Consider the following 18,257-nt stretch of genomic DNA (forward strand, 5'->3'; position numbering starts at 1 on the left):
GCCGTGAGCGTGTTTTTTTTCGCCGTTCGCGGCTGACTGTCTTTTACTATGTCCACGCCGGTGACGTGCCGGCTCAACAGGATTGCCCATCATGGAAGTCGAACTGAAATTGCTGATCAATGCGAATGATGTCGCCGCTTTGCGCGCCCATCCGCTGCTCAAGGAATTTGCCCGCACCGCGCCGCGTGACCAGGTCATGCACGACCTGTATTTCGATACGCCGGAGCTGCAGTTGCGCACCGCCGGTGCCGGCTTGCGGGTCCGGCGTGTCGGCGATGAATGGATACAGACACTGAAGGCCGGCGGCAGCGTGGCCGGCGGTTTGCACAGCCGGCATGAATGGGAAACCCGCGTGGCCGGGCCGGTGCCCGATCTGGCGCTGTTGCGTGCGCTGGTCGATCGCAAAAGCGCCTGGGGCCAGCTGTTGCGTACGCCGGGTTGCGAAGAACAATTGCTGCCGATTTTCAGCACGCAGGTGACCCGCACAATCTGGGACTTGCAGCTGGCCGGCGGCGATGACATTGAATGCGTGCTCGACATCGGCTTTCTCGAGCGGGACGGCCAACGCATTCCGGTCAGTGAAATCGAGCTTGAGCTCAAGACAGGGGACCCGCTGCATCTGTTCGACGTGGCACTCGCGCTGCAACAGGATGTCGCGCTGCAGATCAGCAATCTGAGCAAGGCCGATCGCGGTTACGCGCTGTACGTGCCGCAACCGGTAGCCGCCGTGAAAGCGCAAGCGCTGGTGCTGCACCGCCAGATGACCATCGTCCAGGCGTTCCAGGTGATCGCTGCCAATTGCCTGGCGCAAGTCCAGGGCAACGAGGCGGGCGTGGTGCACCGGCTCGATACCGAAAGCCTGCACCAGATGCGGGTCGGATTGCGCCGCTTGCGCTGTGCCCTCGATCTGTTTCGCGGCTTGCAGCCCTTGCCTGCGCCGTTGCAAGCCGATCTGGACTGGCTCATGGAGCAGCTCGGCGCGGCGCGCGACTGGGATGTACTGGTCGGGACGACCTTGCCGGCGGTCGCGGCAGCGGCCCGCGGCGAAGTGCGGCTGGCCGGACTCGGGCTGGCGGCACTGGTGCATTCACGCGAGAAGCACGCCGCAGCAGCGGCCGCGGTCGGTTCGCCACGCACCACGCGGCTGATGCTGGGGCTGGCGCGCTGGTTGCTGGTGGTCGGCGCGCAGCCGGATCATCTGATGAAGCGCCTGCCGGGATACAGCCGTGGTCTGCTCGAACATCACCAGCAGCGGCTGCGCCGGCGCGGCAAGCAATTGGACGAGAGCAGCGCGCAGGCGCGCCATCGCCTGCGTATCGCGGTCAAAAAAATGCGCTATGCGATTGAGTTTTTCAGTGCGCTGTACCCGGCGAAAAAGATGCGGCGCTACGCCGAAGGACTGGCGATGCTGCAGGACCAGCTGGGCAGCAGCAACGATGCGGCGGTGGCTGATCGCCTGCTGCGGCAGTTGCAGGACGGGCCGCTGGAACTGGCCTGCAGCGCCGGCTTCGTGCGCGGCTTCCTCAGTGCCGGCGCGGCGATCGATGACCGGCTGATGCGCGAGCAGGCGCGGCGCTTTGGTGCGAAGAAAATTCCCGGGTAACGGCGCGGCGCCGGATCACGAAGCACGCCTTTCCGGCAGCTTCCTCAGCCCGGCGTGTGCCGGCTGCGCGCGCTGCGGCGGGTGCGCCACTGCCGCACGATCGCGAAGCGCCAGCCGGCATGCGTCAAGCCGAACAGCGACAGGCTCAGCAGCGCCGCGAGCAAAGGCATCCCGAGCAGCAGCGGCTTGCCGGCTGTCCGGATCCATTCCAGCCATTGTCCGCTACCGGCACCGAAGGCCTGTTCCGGCCAGGCCAGCGGGTGGCCAAGGCACAGCGCGCCCAGCATCCAGGCCAGGCACAAGAGGGGCAATGCGGTCAGCGGATTACTCAGAAAAGTCAGTACCACGGCGGTCGGCAGATGGGCCTTGAAGCGCACGGCCAGCAGCGCGGCAATCAGGGTTTGTGCCGGTAGCGGCACGATGCTGATCGCGCCACCGATGGCCGCGCCCAGCGCTACCGAGCGACGGCGCGGTATCCAGATGTGCGGTTGCGCACTACCAAGAAAGCGCGCGATCTGCGGATGCTTCTTGATCATGTCGGCGCCGCGTAACCATTCACGCAATGATTTGGCCATGCGCTTATTCCTTGGGAAAAGGGAGTTGCAGAGGGCATTGCAACGTTCGCAACGGTGGCGGACGGGCTGCCCGTTTGCGCCATGTCAGGGCCGCGATGACAGCCAGTCCGATCAGCAGGCTGACCGCCGCCAGTAGTAGCAGCGGCGGGATTTTCAGCAGGTTCAGCCCCAGTTTCCTGAGGCCTGCCATGTTAATCACGCGCACCGGGCTCCTCGCTGTGCAGGGACGTGTCCGGCATCACGTCGGGTTTCGCGTAGCGCGGTGAACTCCGTCTGTGGGTCACGACGCGGGCGCGGTAGGCGGCGCGTTTGATGGCGGCGTTGATCGCCTTGTACATGTCGCTTTGCACTTCGCGGATCACCACGGCCGGCTGGCCGGGAATGGTCACGCTGATCTGGCAGGCCATGTCGCAACCGCCGCGCGGTCCATTGAGATCGCGCAAATGTACGACGATACGCATCACGCGGCTGCTGACACGGGCGAAGGCCGCACTGAGGCGGCGTTGGAGATAATCCTGCAGCGAGGGAGTAAGGGAGAAATCCTGGGCAACCATCTGGAGGTTCATGAAATGATCCTTTCGTGGAGTAAGGAAGCGTTGATGGTACGCACTTCACGCCCGGTAAATGCCTGCCTAAAGCTGTCGATAGGTTCGGTAAAGAGAAAGTAGCGACCGGACTTGCTGCGCAGGCGTGCCGATAAAGCCGGTGACGGGTACTTTTCTTCTGTTAGTTGCCGGAAGTAACAGTTTATTTGGATATTGCTGCCGCAAGAAGGTTGGCTGTATAAAGATCAGGGCCAAGCAATATTGCGATCGGCTAACGCGATATCGCCCAAGGGAACGAAAAGTCAATTCCGCAGACTAAATCACTTTTCAGTGCGCCGGTTACCGCGGCTCTGCGTCCCGTCCTCTGTGCATTGATCACCGCCTCTTACAGGATTCCCATGCATTCAACAACTCCGCGGCCGGCGTCCGCCGGTTCACTCTGGTATTTGCTCGCATTGCTGTTGGCCGCCTGCGCCGCGCTGGCCGGCAACAGTGCCTTGGCCTTTGATTTTGCCGACGTCGCCCAGCGTGCCAGGCTGCTGTCGCAAAGTACCTATAAAAAACCTGCCAGCAATCTGCCCAAGAGCATCGACAACCTCAGCTACGATCAGTACCGCGATATCCGCTTCAATCCCGACAAATCGCTGTGGCGTAGCGCCAAGCTACCTTTCGAGGTGGCTTTTTTTCATCAGGGATTGTTTTACGATCACCCGGTGAAGATCAACGAAATCATGAACAAAAGGGTGCGCGAGATCAAATTTGATCCGCAGTCCTTCCATTACGGTAAGAACGTAGTGGATCGAAAGCAGCTTGAACAACTCGGTTTTGCCGGGTTTCGGGTGCACACGGCGCTGAACTCGAAAAAGTACAAGGATGAAGTGGTGGTGTTCCTGGGGGCCAGTTATTTCCGGGCGCTCGGCAAGGGGCAGGGTTACGGTGCATCGGCACGTGGCCTGTCGATTGATACTGCGCAAAATTCCGGCGAAGAGTTCCCGCAGTTTTCCGAGTTCTGGCTGGACCGTCCCGATGGCAATGCCAAAGAACTGACGATTTACGCGCTGCTCGATTCGCGTCGTGCCACCGGGGCCTACCGGTTCACCATCAAGCCGGGCAGCGATACGGAAGTGGACGTCAAGGCCCAGTTGTTCCTGCGCGAGAATGTCGCGACGCTGGGGATTGCACCGCTGACCAGCATGTACTTTTTTGGCGAGAACCAGCGTTCGACGGTTGAGGACTATCGGCCCGAAGTGCATGACTCGGATGGCTTGTCGGTGCAAACCGGCAGCGATGAATGGATCTGGCGGCCACTGGTCAATCCGAAGCGCTTGCTGGTGACGTCATTTGCCCTCGAGAATCCGAAAGGCTTCGGGCTGATGCAGCGCGAACGGAATTTTTCGAGCTTTCAGGATCTCGAAGCGCGCTATGAAAAACGGCCCAGTGTCTGGATAGAACCGACCGGTAAATGGGGCAAGGGTCGTATCGAACTGGTCCAGTTGCCGACGGCCGATGAAACCAACGACAACGCGGTGGCGTTCTGGACGCCGGAACAGAATCCGAAACCGGGACAACCTTTCAACGTCGAGTACAAGATGCGCTGGGAAAAAGAATCCGAGACCCGCCCGCCGCATGCCTGGGTGACGCAAACCCGGCGCGGTCATGGGTACACCAAAAAAGTCGATGAAAGCCTCGCGCTGATTATCGATTTTGAAGGGCCGGCTTTCAAGAAATTACCGGCGGAGACAAAGCTCGAAGGCGCCGTCACGATCGATGCGAACGGCAAGCTGATGGAAACCAACACCTACCGTAACGAAGTCACGGGTGGCTGGCGCATCGCCGTGCGGCTGGACCGCAACGACGATGCCAAGCCGGTCGAACTGACCGCGCACCTGCGCAACGGAAAAGAAGTCCTATCTGAAACCTGGAGCTACATATTGCCGCCCAACTGAGTCCTCTCCCGGCATCACCCGATGCGCAATGCGCTGCCTATCTCGACCGCTTGCCGCTGACACCGGCCCGTCGGCTGGTGCTGGAAGCTGCTGCCCGTGCCGCCGGTGATCCGCCAGCGGCGATGCAGGCGATCCACGCTGCTCTGGCCGGCGATGACGATGCTGCCTGTCCGGCCTACGCCTCGGTGGCGGCACGTCAGCAGCTGGCAGGGATGGCGGTATCCGGTGCGGCCCGTCCCGCAGGGGGCAAGATCACCGCGACCACGCCGGCGCTGAAACGGACCGCGATGGTGCCGCAGCCATGGGGCGAACTCAATCCGCTGGTGCGCTGGTTTCGCGCGATGGCCGGCCGCTACGATAGCGAGTCGCAGGCTATCCGGCGCGGACCGCCTGCGGCCGATGCACCCGATCCGCGCGGAAACTGGCAGCGTGGCGGCAGCTTGCGCCGCATCGTGTTGCTGATCCTGATGGTCGGACAAGGCGGTATGGCGACCTACTTCATGAGCCAGGTGCTGCCGTACCACGGTGCCAAGCCGATGGAAATGGTCACACTGGCGCTGTTCGCTATTTTGTTCGGCTGGGTATCGGTCGGATTCTGGACCGCGCTGGCCGGTTTTCTGGTGCTGCTGCGTCGCGGTGACCGTTATCTGATTTCGGCTGCCGATGCCGGTGCCCCGGTTGAGGCATCGGCGCGCACGGCCATCGTCATGCCGATCTGTAACGAAGACGTTGGCCGGGTCTTCGCCGGTTTGCGCGCGACCTATGATTCGGTCAGGCGCAGCGATGCGCTGGCGCAATTTGATTTCTTTGTCCTCAGCGACAGCAGTGATCCTGACCTGTGCGTCGCCGAGCTGGCCGCATGGCAACAGCTGTGCCGCGACGTCGACGGCAGCGCGCGGATTTTTTACCGGCACCGCCAGCTACGCGTCAAGCGCAAGAGCGGCAACATCGATAATTTCTGCCGGCGCTGGGGTGCCAGTTACCGCTACATGATCGTGCTCGACGCCGACAGCGTGATGAGCGGCAGTTGCCTGACCGCGCTGGTGCGATTGATGGAAGCCAACCCCGGCTCCGGCATCATCCAGACCGCGCCGCGCGCGTCCGGCCGCGACACGCTGTATGCGCGCATCCAGCAATTCTCGACCCGCATCTATGGCCCGCTGTTCACGGCCGGCCTGCACTACTGGCAGCTTGGCGAATCCCATTATTGGGGACACAACGCAATCATCCGGCTGGCACCGTTCATGCGCCATTGCGCGCTGGCACCGCTGCCGGGAAGCGGCGGACTGTCCGGCGATATCCTGTCGCATGATTTTGTCGAAGCCGCGCTGATGCGGCGCGCCGGCTGGGCAGTCTGGATTGCCTATGACCTGCCCGGCAGCTACGAAGAAATGCCACCGAACCTGCTCGACGAGCTCAAGCGCGACCGCCGCTGGTGCCATGGCAACCTGATGAATTTCCGCCTGTTCACCGCACACGGCATGCATCCGGTACACCGCACCGTGTTTGCCACCGGCGTGATGGCCTACCTGTCGGCACCGCTGTGGTTCTTGTTCCTGGGGCTCTCGACCGGCATGCTGGCAGCGCACACGCTGCTGGTGCCCGAGTACTTCACGGCACCGCGCCAGTTGTTTCCGACCTGGCCCGAATGGCATCCCGAAAAAGCCCTCGCGCTGTTTACGGCGACGGCGACCTTGCTCTTTCTGCCCAAGATATTGAGTGTGGTGCTGATCTCGTTGCAAGGGGCGCGGCGCTACGGCGGCACGCTGCGCCTGCTGCTGGGAATGCTGATCGAGCTGGTGTTTTCGGCCTTGCTGGCACCGGTACGCATGCTGTTCCACACGCGTTTCGTGACGGCGGCTTTTCTGGGCTGGGAAATGCGCTGGAAGTCGCCACCGCGTGGCGATGCCGAAACCAGCTGGGCTGAAGCGGTGCGCAAGCATGGCTTGCATACGCTGCTCGGTCTGGTCTGGGGCGCGGGCGTGTACTGGCTGGAGCCGGGATTCCTGTGGTGGCTGCTGCCCATTGTCGGTTCGCTGGCCTTGTCGATTCCGCTGTCGGTGCTGTCGAGCCGGGTGTCGCTGGGAAGGCGCTTGCGGCGCCTCGGCCTGTTCGTGATTCCCGAAGAAATCAAACCGCCGCCGGAGCTGCGCGCCACCACGGCTTACCTCGCCGCGACCTCGCCGGCACCGACATTTGCCGATGCCGTCGTCGATCCGCAACTCAATGCATTGGTGTGCGCCTGCGCGACCGCGCGTCCCGGCTTGCCGGCTGCCGCGCAAGCCAGTCATGCCGCGCTGGCCCGGATCGCGCTGGAGCAGGGTGCTGCCGCGCTGACACCGCAGCAGACCAATCTGCTGCTGCAGGATCCGCTGGTGCTATCGCAGTTGCATCTGGCGGTGTGGAGCACACCGCAGGCGCACGCGCAGTGGCGTGACCTGATCGCCGCTGGCTAATCCGTGATCATCCGGTCGACGGCGATGGCGTCCAGTGCTGCGCGCAGCAAGGTCACATCCAGCGGCTTCGAAATATAGTCGTCCATGCCCGCGTCAAGACAGATTTGCCGGTCCTCGCTGAGCGCGTTGGCAGTCATCGCGATGATGGGCGTGTGCTTGCCTTGCAGCAGTTCGCGCTCGCGTATCCGGCGCGTCGCTTCCAGACCGCCCATGTCCGGCATTTGCAAGTCCATCAGGATCACGTCGAAGTCATGCTGTGCCGATAGCGCGATGGCCTCAAGGCCATTACTGGCCATGCTGAAACGGTGGCCCCATTTCGTGAGCAAGACTTCGGCCAGCCGCTGGTTCACCGGATTGTCTTCCGCGACCAGTACAACGAGTGTGTTGTTGACTGCAACGGCGATTGACGGCGACGGGTCATCTTTCGCGCCAGCTAACGCCGTCGACATCGTCGGCCGGCTGGTCGCGAACAGGGCATCGAAAGTGAACACGCTGCCGCGTCCCTCCACGCTGCGCACGCCCAAAGTCCCGTCCATCGCCGCGACCAGCTGACTTGAAATCGCCAGCCCCAGACCGGTGCCGCCATATTGGCGGGTGGTCGAGGTATCGGCCTGCGTGAACGCCTCGAAGATGCTGGCCTGCTTGTCGGCGGCGATGCCGATGCCCTGGTCGCTGACGGCGAATACCAGCCGGACTGTCGCGGCACTGGCGGCGTCCAGCGTCACCTGCACCGTAATCTCGCCTTGCGCCGTGAACTTGATCGCATTGCCAATGAGGTTGGTCAGCACCTGGCGCAGTCGTCCGGGGTCACCCACCAGTATGCCGGGAACCTCGTTGCCGACGTCGATGCCCAGATGCAGGCCTTTTTCTGTGGACTGGACCGCCAGCAGCTTGGCGGTGCTGGCCAGCAGGGCAGGCAGGTCGAACGCGATCTGTTCGAGTTCGAGCTTGCCGGACTCGATTTTCGAGAAATCAAGGATGTCGTTGATGATGGTGAGCAAGGCCGCCGACGAGGTCTTCACCAGCGTCAGGTATTCGCGTTGTTCGCCATCGAGCCGGGTGTCCAGCGCCAGGTCGGTCATGCCGATGATGCCGTTCATCGGGGTGCGGATTTCGTGGCTCATGTTGGCCAGGAATTCGCTTTTGGCCCAGTTGGCCTGTTCGGCCTGGTCCCTGGCCTGTGTCAGTTCCGCCACCCGCCCGCTGACGGCGCGCGACATCGCATTGAAAGCGGTGCCGAGCTGGCCGAATTCGTCAGGCCCTTCGCTGACGCTGGCCGGCGTCAGGTTGCCGTCGGTGACGGCCTTGCTGGCGCGGGTCAGCGCACCGAGACTGCGTGTCATCCACAGTCCGAGCAAGGTCAGCAGTACCAGCGAGAGCAACAATTCGCTGCCGGCAATGATGGCGCCCTGGATCAGTACGGCCCGACGGGCGACCAGGATATGCGACAGGTCCAGGCCGAAATGCAATTCGCCGAGCGACTGACCAAAGCTGCGGATCGGCATCGCAACGTGAAAGACCGGCTCGCCGGTTTGTTGCGCCAGGTCGAAGTTCTTGTCGGGCATGGGCAGCATGCGCTCTTCTGGCCAGCCGCTGCCGGCGACCCGGTTGCCTTGCTGGTCGATGACCACCAGATACTGCACGCCGTTCCGGCTCAGACTTTCATCGAGCACCGATTGCACGGTGGCATAGTCGCGCTGGGCCAGCGGTGCCACCGTGGCGGCAATCAGGATGGGGGCGATCTGCAGCGAATGCTGCTCGACCTGGTCGAGCATATTGTTGTTGGTCAGGCGCAGGCTGTTCGAGACCAGTAAGGTCAGCATCACGGCCTCGACCACGATGGCCGCCAGCAACAGGCGTCCGCGTACCGATTTGAAGGGATTGGCCATCGGTCAGCGCAGGTTTTGCCGGACTTCCCGGGCGTACGGCTCCATGGCTTCCAGCTCGCGCGGCTTAAGCTTGCGATAGCCCTCCAGCTTGTACTTCAGGAAATAGGCTTTGCCTTCCGGCGTATCGGCAAAACTCCACAGCGCGGCGTCTATCCTGTCGCGCAGCGGCAGATCGCGCTTGTTGAGCAGGTAGACTCGACCGGCTAGCGCATCGCTGATCACCAGAAAACGCAATTGCGGCTGGATGTCGCGCGCCAGGCTCTGGTAATTGGCCAATGAAATGAATCCGGCGGCGGCATCTCCTGCCAGCACCAGTCGCGCCACGCTATCGGAAGCGCTGACGTAGCGCAGTGGCTCGGCGTTGCCATTGTTTTTCAGCCAGTTCTGGCCCCACAAGGTCACCAGCGAGGTCGACGACAGCCCGAGTACCGGCTTGCCCTTCAGGTCCAGCGCGGTTTTGTAGTTGCTGTTGCCGGCAACCAGCGCGACGGTACGGAAGTCGGCACGGTAAGTCAGCAGCGGGCTGTAACCGGCATCGGTCTGACCCATGCGGGCCTGGTGCCCGGTGGTGATGGCAATGTCGTATTCCTGGGCCAGCATGCGGCGCGCAAACTCCGTGAAGTCCGGCGCAGTGACGACCTCGACCGGCATGCCGAGGCTGGTCTCCAGATGCTGGCGCAGTGGCTGGTACATTTCGAGAATGACGCGCGCACTGCTGTGCGGGGCAACGCCGATACGCAATGTGGTCGGTGCCTGGGCGAAGGCCGCCGTGCAGGTGAGCAGGAGGGCGATCAGCGTACAGAAAAAGGGTCGCATGAAAAAATCACTTGAGAGAGGGGCGTTCAGAAGGGGTACGCACGGATTATAAGTGGTGGTAATGAAAGTTGCTAGGAAGTAATTTACTCAAAATACGTGAATCCATCCTTGGTGGCATGATAGGCAAGAAATTTCTTTTTGTTAATAAATCCGGCAGATTGGATACCAGTATGCTGAAGCCTTTTGTTCCCCTTTTTGCAAAGTCCCGCAATGAATCACTCCCCCCTTAACATCCGTCTGTCCCGCCTGAGCTGCCTGCTGCTGCTTGCCGTCAGCGCCAGCCACGCATTTGCCGCCTCCGAAGAAATCCAGGTCTACATGGATGAAATGAATGCGCCCGGCGCGTTCGGCCTGGATATCCACAGCAACTACGTCGCCAGGGGTAATCGCACACCGGACTATCCGGGGGCTCAGGCTCCCGGCAAGGTGTTTCGTCTGACACCGGAATTGTCGGTTGGCCTGACGCCGACGCTCGATCTTGGTGCTTACCTGCTGACCTCGGTCGGTCCCGGCGGGATGACCTCGATCGATGGCGAAAAACTACGTCTGAAATTCATCGCCCCCAAGGCTGCGGAACAAGCGTATTTCTGGGGCGCGAACCTGGAAGTCGGCCGCGTCGCGCACCGGCTCGACGAAAACTCGTGGAATGCCCAGCTCAAGGGCATCATCGGTTATCGCACGGCGCGCTGGACGATGGCGGCCAATCCGAACATCGACTGGAAAATTTCCGGTCCGGTGGCCGGTCCGGCGATGCTGGGTATGGATTCCAAGCTGGCTTACAAGACGGATGCGGGCTACGAGGTGGGGGCGGAGAGTTATAACGGCTTCGGGCAGATCAAGCATCTGGGCCATCTGAACCAGCAAAGCCAGACGCTGTTCGGCGTCATTGATACCGACATCCATGGGTGGGATGTCAATCTGGGTGTCGGGCGCGGTTTGACGCCGGCGAGTGATCGCTGGGTGCTGAAGGCGATTGTCAGTGTGCCGTTGAAGTCGCTTTGATTATTTGGTGGAGATGGTGCAATGCCCTTCGGTTATTGCACCCTGCTGCCTGAGCTTGTCAAAGGCGCATAGTTAAGTGCGCCTTCGACAAGCTCAGGGCGAACGGTCATTTAAAAGCGCCACGTTCCGGTAGGGTGCAATAACCGAAGGGCATTGCACCGCACACGCTCAAAGGACTCGCGTCACAGATCCGACGAAAATCAAATCCCGCCCATGCACAAGTATTTGATCTCCAGATACTCATCCATCCCGTAGCGCGACCCTTCGCGTCCCAACCCCGATTGCTTGACGCCGCCGAACGGCGCAACTTCATTCGAGATCAGTCCGGTGTTGATGCCGACCATGCCGTATTCAAGCGCCTCGGCAACGCGCCAGACGCGCCCGATGTCGCGCGAATAAAAATAACTGGCCAGCCCGAAATCCGTATCGTTGGCAGCGGCAATGACTTCCTGCTCGCTTGAAAAACGCACGACCGCAGCGACCGGTCCGAAGGTTTCTTCACGCATGATCTTCATGTCGGCCGTGACATTCGACAGCACCGTCGGTTCGTAGAAGGTGCCGCCCAATGCATGCGGCTTACCGCCGGTGACCAGCGTGGCACCCTTGGCCAGCGCATCGCGGACATGGTCTTCGACCTTGGCGATGGCTTGCCCGTCGATCAGCGGACCCTGCACGACACCGGCGCTGCTGCCATCGCCGACCTGGATTTTGGCTGCGCCTGCAGCCAGTTTTTCAACGAAGCGGTCGTAGATCGATTCATGCGCATAGAAGCGGTTGGTACAGACGCAGGTCTGGCCGGCATTGCGGTATTTCGATTGCAGCGCACCTTCGACGGCGGCATCGAGGTCGGCATCGTCGAACACGATGAACGGCGCATGGCCACCCAGTTCGAGCGCCAGTTTCTTGACGGTCGGGGCCGATTGCTGCATCAGGATGCGGCCGACCGGGGTTGATCCGGTGAACGACAGGTGGCGTACCAGCGGGCTGGCGCACAGGACCTTGCCGACCTCGATCGAGTGGTCGGCATCGGCCGTGATGATGTTGATGACGCCGGCCGGCAAGCCGGCACGATGGGCCAGTTCGGCCAGCGCCAGCGCCGACAGCGGAGTCTGTTCCGCCGGCTTGATGACGATGGTGCAGCCGGCGGCGACAGCAGGCGCGACCTTGCGGGTAATCATCGCAATCGGAAAATTCCACGGCGTGATCGAGGCACACACGCCGATCGGTTGCTTGAGCACGACCATGCGCTTGTCGCTCCAGGTCGAGGCCATCACATCACCCGAGACGCGCTTGGCTTCTTCGGCAAACCATTCAATGAAACTGGCGCCGTACATCACTTCGCCTTTGGCCTCGGCCAGCGGCTTGCCCTGTTCGGCGGTCATGATGGCAGCCAGATCATCGGCATGAGTCAGCATCAGATCGAACCATTTGCGCATGATGGCGGCGCGTTCCTTGCCGGTCTTTTTCGACCAGGCCGGGAAGGCGGCGGCGGCGGCAGCTATCGCTTGCTGCGCTTCGGCCGGCCCCAGGTTGGGCACCGTGCCGAGTACCGCATCATCGACCGGATTGGTGACGGCGAAGCTGCTGGAGCCGGCGATCCATTCGCCATTGAGGTAGGCGTGCTGGCGCAGCAAAGTCGGGTCATTGAGGGTCAGTGGCAGGGCAGGCTGTCTTGGCATGGGGGCTCCTTGGGTTGTTTTATTGTGGCACGAGGATAACCGAAAGCCCGTGCCGTCGGGCTGATCCGTCGCCGCGGGCCCGGCCGGTGACGCGTCGGGTAAAATCGTCGCATTCCAATTTGTTGAGATCCCATGCACATCCATATTCTCGGTATCTGCGGCACCTTCATGGGTGGCCTGGCAGTGCTGGCGCGACAAGCCGGCCACCGCGTCACCGGCTGCGATGCCAACGTCTATCCGCCGATGAGCACCCAGCTGCAGGAGCAGGGCATCGAACTGATTGAAGGTTTTGATCCGGAACAGATCTCGCTGGCACCTGACCTGTTCGTCATCGGCAACGTGGTCAGTCGTGGCAACCCGCTGATGGAAGCCATCCTCGACCGCGGCCTGCCCTACACGTCCGGTCCGCAGTGGATAGGCGAACACATTTTGAAAGACCGCTGGGTGCTGGCCGTGGCCGGCACGCACGGTAAGACCACTACCGCATCAATGCTGGCCTGGATCCTGGAAGACGCCGGCTATCAGCCGGGCTTCCTGATCGGCGGCGTGCCGCTGAACTTCGGCATCTCGGCGCGGCTGGCCGGTGACGGTGGCGAGTCGGCGTTCTTCGTCATTGAAGCCGATGAATACGACACGGCGTTTTTCGACAAGCGCAGCAAGTTCGTTCATTACCGCGCCCGCACTGTCGTACTGAATAATCTCGAATACGACCATGCCGATATTTTTCCGGACCTGGTCGCGATTGAAACCCAGTTCCATCACCTCGTGCGCACCGTGCCGCGCATCGGCCGCTTGCTGGTGAATCAGCGCGAAGCGGCGCTGCATACGGTGATCGAACGCGGTTGCTGGAGCGAGCTCGAATGGTTCGGTGGCGCGGAGGATGCCACCGGCTGGCAGCTCGATGAACATGCCGACGGCAGCTTTACGGTTATCTTTCACGGCGCGCCGCAAGGCACCGTGCACTGGATGCTCAATGGCGAACACAACCGCATGAATGCGCTGGCGGCAATCGCTGCCGCGCGCCATGTCGGTGTGCCGATTGCGCAGGCAATTGCCTCGCTGGGCGCGTTCCAGAACGTGCGCCGGCGCATGGAATTGCGTGGCGAAGTCGATGCGATCCGGGTCTTCGATGACTTCGCCCACCATCCGACCGCGATCACGACAACGGTGGCCGGCTTGCGCCAGGAAGTCGGTGCAGCGCGCATCCTCGCCGTGCTGGAACCGCGCTCGAACACGATGAAGCTGGGCACCATGAAAAGTGCGCTGCCGGGCAGCCTGGCCGAAGCCGATCTGGTGTTCGGCTACGGTGCCAAAGGCGACGGCAAGACCGCGCTCGGCTGGAATCTGGCCGACGCGCTCGCGCCGCTGGGACCGAAAGCGCAGGCCTTCGACGACTTGCCCGAACTGGTCGCTGCCATCGTCGCGGCGGCGCGGCCCGGCGACCAGATTCTGGTGATGAGCAATGGCGGTTTTGGTGGTGTCCACCAGAAAATCCTCGATGCGCTGGTGCTGCAACGGACGGCGCGATGATCCTGTACCTGCACGGGTTTCGCTCGTCGCCGCACTCGTTCAAGGCGCAGGTGATGGCGCAGCGCCTGCAGGCACTTGGTCGATCCGCCGAGTTTATTTGTCCGCAATTGCCGGCCTCGCCGCGCGCGGCTATCGCACTGGCGCAGCAACTGGTGGCCGGCATCGACCCGGCCACGCTGACGGTGATCGGTTCGTCGCTCGGTGGTTTCTATGCGACCTGGCTGGCCGAACAACTCGGTTGCCGCGCGGTGCTGCTGAATCCTGCGATCACGCCCTTGCATGACTTGAAAAAATACATCGGCAGCACAACCCAGTTCCACTCCGATGAACCGTTCGACTTCAAGCCCGAATACATCGACGAGCTCGACGCCATCAGCGTCGCGCAGATCACGCAGCCAGAGCGCTACCTGTTGCTGGCCGCGACCGGCGACGAGGTGCTCGACTGGCACCAGATGGTGGCCCACTATCCGGCTGCCGTGCAGCATGTGATCGCGGGCAGCGACCATGGCATCAGCGAGTTTCCGGACTACGTCGATGAAGTACTGACTTTTTGCGATCGCCCGCCGGAGCCGGCGTGACAGCGGTCGCGCCGGCGCAGTGGTCGACCCATGTCAACGCCTTGAACCCGTCGCCGCAGCAACGCGCGTGGCTGACCGCGTCCGGTTCGCTGACCGCGCGGCTGATCGCGCATAGCGAGCATTTCCGGGTGCGCCGGATCCGGCAGGCGAGCGGTCCGGTCGCCGCCGACGAGCAGTGCATCCTGCAATTGCCGCGCCGGGTGCTGGTGCAGCAACGCAATGTAGTGCTTGAATGTGATGGCCGGCCGGTGGTGTTTGCCCATACCAGCGTGCCGCTGACGGCGACGGCCACCGACTGGCCGCTGTTCGGCAGCCTAGGCGAACGCTCGCTCGGCAGCACGCTGTTCGGTGATCCGCTGGTGCAGCGCGGCGCGCTGGAATTTGCCCGGCTTTCGTCGCGTCATCCGCTGATGCGCCGGCTGGTGGCGACGCTGGGCGCGCAACCGGACTTGCTGGCACGGCGCTGCCTGTACCGGCGCCGGCACGGCATCCTGCTGGTCTGCGAAATTTTCCTGCCGGCGATTATTGGGCTGGTACCGGTCTCCAATGGCACAATAATGGTTTAGCCGATTTCGGCCCGCGTCCCTCGCGCAGACATTCCCCTCTTCCCACAGCAAAGCGATTAATGAATTTATTTTTTGAAGAATCCGGCGATTTCAAGGCCGGCGTGATGATGTCGCAAGCCGGCGAGGCCTATCAGGTCGAGATGCAGTCCGGCAAGCGCACCAAGGTCAAGGTCCGCGACGTGCTGCTGCAGTTCGCCGCACCGGCGCCACAAGAGCTGATTGCCGCCGCCAAAAGCGTGTGTGACGAGATCGATCTTGATTTCCTGTGGGAAGTCGCCGGCGAAGAAGAATTCGGTTTTGCCGACCTGGCCGTCGAATACTTCGGCAAGGCACCGCAACCGGAACAATCCGCCGGCCTGCTGTTCCTGTTGCACAGCTCCCCGATCTATTTCTACAAGAAGGGCAAGGGTCGCTACAAGGCCGCGCCCGAAACCGCCCTGAAAGCAGCACAGGCAGGCATCGAAAAGAAGAAGCAGCAGGCCATCGTGCAGGCGCAGTACGTCGAGCAGCTCAAGGTGCACGCACTGCCCGAATCGATGCGGCCGCTGGTGCGGCAATTGCTGTTCAAGCCCGACAAGAACAGCCTCGAATTCAAGGCGCTCGACGCCGCCTGCAGCGAGCTGCAAACCACCGCGCCGCGCCTGATGCTGGCCTGCGGCGGGCTGGATTCGGCCAAGCAGCTGCACTTCGAGCGCTTCCTGTACGACCAGTTTCCGAAGGGGCTGGCTTTTCCGGCGTTCACGATTCCCGCCGCGCCGAAGTTGCCGGTGGCCGACGTGCAGGCGTTCTCGATCGATGACGTCACGACCACTGAAATCGATGATGCGTTCTCGGTCACGACGCTGGCCGATGGCATGGTGCGCATCGGCATCCACATCGCTGCGCCGGCGCTCGGCATCCAGCGCGACGACGCCATCGATGCGATGGCGCGCGCGCGGATGTCGACGGTCTACATGCCCGGCGACAAGATCACGATGCTGCCGGATGACCTGGTGCAATCGTTCACGCTGGCCGAAGGCAAGACCTGCCCGGCAGTGTCGCTGTACGCGACGCTGGATCCGGCCGACTGGTCCGTCATCAAGACCGAGACCCGCGCCGAAGCGGTGCCGATTGCCGCCAACCTGCGTCACAACACGCTCGATGAATTTGTCACCGAAGAGAACCTGGCTGCCGGTACCGGCGAGTATCCGCACAAGGTGGAGATCGCGCTGATCTGGCAATGGGCGCTGGTGCTGGAGCAGGGCCGCATGGCAAAGCGCGAGGGTTTCGGTTTGCGGCCCGAGCAGAACAACCGGGTCGATTTCAATTTTTATGTCGATGATGATGTCGTCACGATCGCCAAGCGCAAGCGCGGCGCGCCGCTCGACAAACTGGTGGCCGAACTGATGATTTTTGCCAACAGCACCTGGGGCAAGCTGATGAACGATTGCGGTGTGCCCGGTATCTATCGCGCGCAGGGCGGCGGCAGCGGCGGCTGGGCCACCAAGATGGCGGTGCGCATGGTCACGCACGCGGCACCGCATCAGGGCCTGGGCGTTGATCAGTACGCGTGGAGCACTTCGCCGCTGCGCCGCTATACCGACCTGGTCAATCAATGGCAAATCCTGGCCTGCGTCGAGCACGGCGTCACCGCGCCGCTGGCTGCGCCATTCAAGCCGCGCGACGCCGACCTGTTCGCGATCGTCTCGGCCTTCGATGCGACCTACAGCGCTTACAACGAATTCCAGTCGAACATGGAGCGTTACTGGTGTCTGCGCTGGCTGGGCCAGCAAGCGTCGCACCGGCTCGAGGCGGTGGTGCTGAAGGATGAAATTTTGCGCCTGGCCGATCTGCCGCTGGTCATCAAGTTGCCGGGTATGCAGGCATTGCCGCGTGGTACGCAGGTCTTGCTGGACCTGGCGCGCTGGGATGAGGTGGATCTGAGTGTCGAGGCCCGCCTGATTGAAGTGGTGCCCGCAGCGGTCGAGGAACTGGGCGAGGACGAGGAAGAAACTCAGGAAGCCGACGCGGTGGCGGAAGTCGATGCCGATACCGAGGTCAATCACATCGTTGCTCCCGACCTGGACACGATTGTCGACGGTGCGCCACTGGCCGATGGCATCGGGCACGGTGACGGGCAGCCGATACCGTAGAATCATTGCTCCCTGATATCACTGACTGACCGCCCGTGAAGCTCATCCTGCGCAATCCGACCCTGACCATCGCCATCGCCGTTTCGGTGCTGGTGCATGGCGCGTTGCTGGCGGTGCGCTTCACGTCGCCGGAACTGTTCCGGCAAAAGCCGGACGATCCCGGTCTGGAAGTGATCCTGGTCAATGCCAAGCACAAGGCACCGCCACTGAAAGCCGAGGTGCTGGCGCAGGCCAATCTCGATGGCGGTGGCAATGCCGAAGCGGGCCGTACCAAGTCGCCGTTACCGGACCTGCGCCGCACGCAGGATGGCGACAGCGTGCAGGCTACCCGGCGGCGTGTCAGTGATCTCGAACAGGCACAAAAGAAGCTGCTATCGCAGATTAACAAGCCGACGCCGCTGGTCATCCCGTCCTTCTCCGACCTCGACCGGCTCAAGCAGCCGCTGCAGCCGGATGGCAATGACGCGCAGGACAGTACCAAGTCGATTGCCCGCCGCGAAGCCGAAATCGCCCGCAACATCGAGGAATACAACAAGCGTCCGAAAAAAACCCAGATCACGCCGAACACCCGCGAGGTCGGCTATGCGATGTATTACAAGTCGCTGCAGGACCGCATTGAAAAACGCGGCACGGTCAATTTTCCGCAGCAGGATGGCAAGAAGCTGTACGGCGAACTGGTGCTGTACATCCCCGTTTATCAGGACGGCACGATCTACGAGCGTGACGGCGGCCCGCGCGTCGAGCGCAGTTCCGGCAATCCGGCGCTCGACAATGCGGCGCTGCGCATCGTCCGGCGCGCCGCGCCGTTCGGTAAATTTCCGCCCAACATGCGTTCTTCCGACAAGGACGATGTATGGGAAATCATCACCCGTTTCAAGTTCACCCGGGAAGACGCGCTTGAGGCGGAACTTCGCGGTGGCAATAATTAAGGCGCTTTCCG

The 18,257-nt window shown here is 62.2% G+C and carries 15 protein-coding genes; 9 read left to right on the forward strand and 6 right to left on the reverse strand.

All coding sequences use genetic code 11. From position 1 onward, the window contains the following. The first annotated feature begins 91 nt into the window (after positions 1-91). A complete protein-coding gene (locus tag RHM62_RS04830) occupies positions 92-1,603 on the forward strand; it encodes a CHAD domain-containing protein (protein WP_322124425.1) in 1,512 nt (503 codons plus the stop codon). 44 nt (positions 1,604-1,647) lie between these two features. Here RHM62_RS04830 and RHM62_RS04835 read toward each other — a convergent pair whose 3' ends face one another. From RHM62_RS04835 to RHM62_RS04845, 3 genes are read right to left on the reverse strand one after another with little or no spacing between them, the layout of a single operon-like run. Next, positions 1,648-2,178 (reverse strand): DUF2062 domain-containing protein, encoded by a 531-nt coding sequence (locus RHM62_RS04835; RefSeq protein WP_322124426.1) that lies wholly within the window; start codon positions 2,176-2,178, stop codon positions 1,648-1,650. A 4-nt stretch (positions 2,179-2,182) separates the two neighbouring features. After that, positions 2,183-2,368, reverse strand: coding sequence for a hypothetical protein (locus RHM62_RS04840; RefSeq protein WP_322124427.1), 186 nt, complete (start codon positions 2,366-2,368; stop codon positions 2,183-2,185). A gap of 1 nt (position 2,369) precedes the next feature. After that, positions 2,370-2,744: an HPF/RaiA family ribosome-associated protein gene (locus tag RHM62_RS04845; RefSeq protein WP_322124428.1), complete on the reverse strand. Its 375-nt coding sequence runs from the start codon at positions 2,742-2,744 to the stop codon at positions 2,370-2,372. Positions 2,745-3,121: 377 nt separating this feature from the next. On the opposite strand from RHM62_RS04845, the gene RHM62_RS04850 reads away from it, so the two are divergent. Together RHM62_RS04850 and mdoH are read left to right on the forward strand one after the other, a co-directional pair. Then, positions 3,122-4,669 (forward strand): glucan biosynthesis protein G, encoded by a 1,548-nt coding sequence (locus tag RHM62_RS04850; RefSeq protein WP_322124429.1) that lies wholly within the window; start codon positions 3,122-3,124, stop codon positions 4,667-4,669. Further along, positions 4,642-7,125 carry a glucans biosynthesis glucosyltransferase MdoH gene (mdoH, locus tag RHM62_RS04855; protein WP_416172313.1) on the forward strand — a complete coding sequence of 828 codons (2,484 nt, stop codon included), beginning with the start codon at positions 4,642-4,644 and terminating at the stop codon, positions 7,123-7,125. The genes RHM62_RS04850 and mdoH overlap by 28 nt, the downstream gene beginning before the upstream one ends. Here mdoH and RHM62_RS04860 read toward each other — a convergent pair. After that, positions 7,122-9,014 carry a response regulator gene (locus RHM62_RS04860; RefSeq protein WP_322124430.1) on the reverse strand — a complete coding sequence of 631 codons (1,893 nt, stop codon included), beginning with the start codon at positions 9,012-9,014 and terminating at the stop codon, positions 7,122-7,124. The genes mdoH and RHM62_RS04860 overlap by 4 nt on opposite strands. Positions 9,015-9,017: 3 nt before the next feature. After that, positions 9,018-9,830, reverse strand: coding sequence for a phosphate/phosphite/phosphonate ABC transporter substrate-binding protein (locus tag RHM62_RS04865; RefSeq protein ID WP_322124431.1), 813 nt, complete (start codon positions 9,828-9,830; stop codon positions 9,018-9,020). A 210-nt stretch (positions 9,831-10,040) separates the two neighbouring features. On the opposite strand from RHM62_RS04865, the gene RHM62_RS04870 reads away from it, so the two are divergent. Beyond that, complete coding sequence (locus tag RHM62_RS04870; protein ID WP_322124432.1) at positions 10,041-10,832, forward strand: hypothetical protein; 792 nt, start codon at positions 10,041-10,043, stop codon at positions 10,830-10,832. A gap of 200 nt (positions 10,833-11,032) precedes the next feature. On the opposite strand, the gene RHM62_RS04875 is transcribed toward RHM62_RS04870, so the two are convergent. Continuing rightward, entirely contained in the window at positions 11,033-12,511 is a 1,479-nt protein-coding gene (locus RHM62_RS04875) for an NAD-dependent succinate-semialdehyde dehydrogenase (protein WP_322124433.1), read from the reverse strand. Between the two features lie 132 nt (positions 12,512-12,643). On the opposite strand from RHM62_RS04875, the gene mpl reads away from it, so the two are divergent. Genes mpl through RHM62_RS04900 form a run of 5 tightly spaced genes read left to right on the forward strand, consistent with a single transcriptional unit; the run spans position 12,644 to position 18,246 of the window. Further along, entirely contained in the window at positions 12,644-14,041 is a 1,398-nt protein-coding gene (gene mpl, locus RHM62_RS04880) for a UDP-N-acetylmuramate:L-alanyl-gamma-D-glutamyl-meso-diaminopimelate ligase (RefSeq protein WP_322124434.1), read from the forward strand. Beyond that, positions 14,038-14,619, forward strand: a complete 582-nt coding sequence (locus RHM62_RS04885; RefSeq protein WP_322124435.1) for a YqiA/YcfP family alpha/beta fold hydrolase — start codon at positions 14,038-14,040, stop codon at positions 14,617-14,619. The genes mpl and RHM62_RS04885 overlap by 4 nt, the downstream gene beginning before the upstream one ends. After that, positions 14,616-15,185, forward strand: coding sequence for a chorismate--pyruvate lyase family protein (locus tag RHM62_RS04890; RefSeq protein WP_322124436.1), 570 nt, complete (start codon positions 14,616-14,618; stop codon positions 15,183-15,185). The genes RHM62_RS04885 and RHM62_RS04890 overlap by 4 nt, the downstream gene beginning before the upstream one ends. A gap of 59 nt (positions 15,186-15,244) precedes the next feature. Then, positions 15,245-17,317: a ribonuclease catalytic domain-containing protein gene (locus tag RHM62_RS04895; RefSeq protein ID WP_322124437.1), complete on the forward strand. Its 2,073-nt coding sequence runs from the start codon at positions 15,245-15,247 to the stop codon at positions 17,315-17,317. Positions 17,318-17,352: 35 nt separating this feature from the next. Next, entirely contained in the window at positions 17,353-18,246 is an 894-nt protein-coding gene (locus tag RHM62_RS04900; protein WP_322124438.1) for a TonB family protein, read from the forward strand. Positions 18,247-18,257 lie beyond the last annotated feature (11 nt).

The sequence above is a fragment of the Actimicrobium sp. CCC2.4 genome (assembly GCF_034347385.1).
In the GTDB taxonomy this organism is placed as follows: Bacteria; Pseudomonadota; Gammaproteobacteria; order Burkholderiales; family Burkholderiaceae_D; genus Actimicrobium.

Bases quoted from the DNA above. Each gene is read 5' to 3' on its own strand.
- RHM62_RS04860 (WP_322124430.1), bottom strand. From the start codon at position 9,014: ATGGCCAATCCCTTCAAATCGGTACGCGGACGCCTGTTGCTGGCGGCC.
- RHM62_RS04850 (WP_322124429.1), top strand. From the start codon at position 3,122: ATGCATTCAACAACTCCGCGGCCGGCGTCCGCCGGTTCACTCTGGTAT.
- RHM62_RS04840 (WP_322124427.1), bottom strand. From the start codon at position 2,368: ATGGCAGGCCTCAGGAAACTGGGGCTGAACCTGCTGAAAATCCCGCCG.
- RHM62_RS04885 (WP_322124435.1), top strand. From the start codon at position 14,038: ATGATCCTGTACCTGCACGGGTTTCGCTCGTCGCCGCACTCGTTCAAG.
- RHM62_RS04830 (WP_322124425.1), top strand. From the start codon at position 92: ATGGAAGTCGAACTGAAATTGCTGATCAATGCGAATGATGTCGCCGCT.
- RHM62_RS04835 (WP_322124426.1), bottom strand. From the start codon at position 2,178: ATGGCCAAATCATTGCGTGAATGGTTACGCGGCGCCGACATGATCAAG.
- RHM62_RS04895 (WP_322124437.1), top strand. From the start codon at position 15,245: ATGAATTTATTTTTTGAAGAATCCGGCGATTTCAAGGCCGGCGTGATG.
- RHM62_RS04870 (WP_322124432.1), top strand. From the start codon at position 10,041: ATGAATCACTCCCCCCTTAACATCCGTCTGTCCCGCCTGAGCTGCCTG.
- mpl (WP_322124434.1), top strand. From the start codon at position 12,644: ATGCACATCCATATTCTCGGTATCTGCGGCACCTTCATGGGTGGCCTG.
- RHM62_RS04875 (WP_322124433.1), bottom strand. From the start codon at position 12,511: ATGCCAAGACAGCCTGCCCTGCCACTGACCCTCAATGACCCGACTTTG.
- RHM62_RS04845 (WP_322124428.1), bottom strand. From the start codon at position 2,744: ATGAACCTCCAGATGGTTGCCCAGGATTTCTCCCTTACTCCCTCGCTG.
- RHM62_RS04865 (WP_322124431.1), bottom strand. From the start codon at position 9,830: ATGCGACCCTTTTTCTGTACGCTGATCGCCCTCCTGCTCACCTGCACG.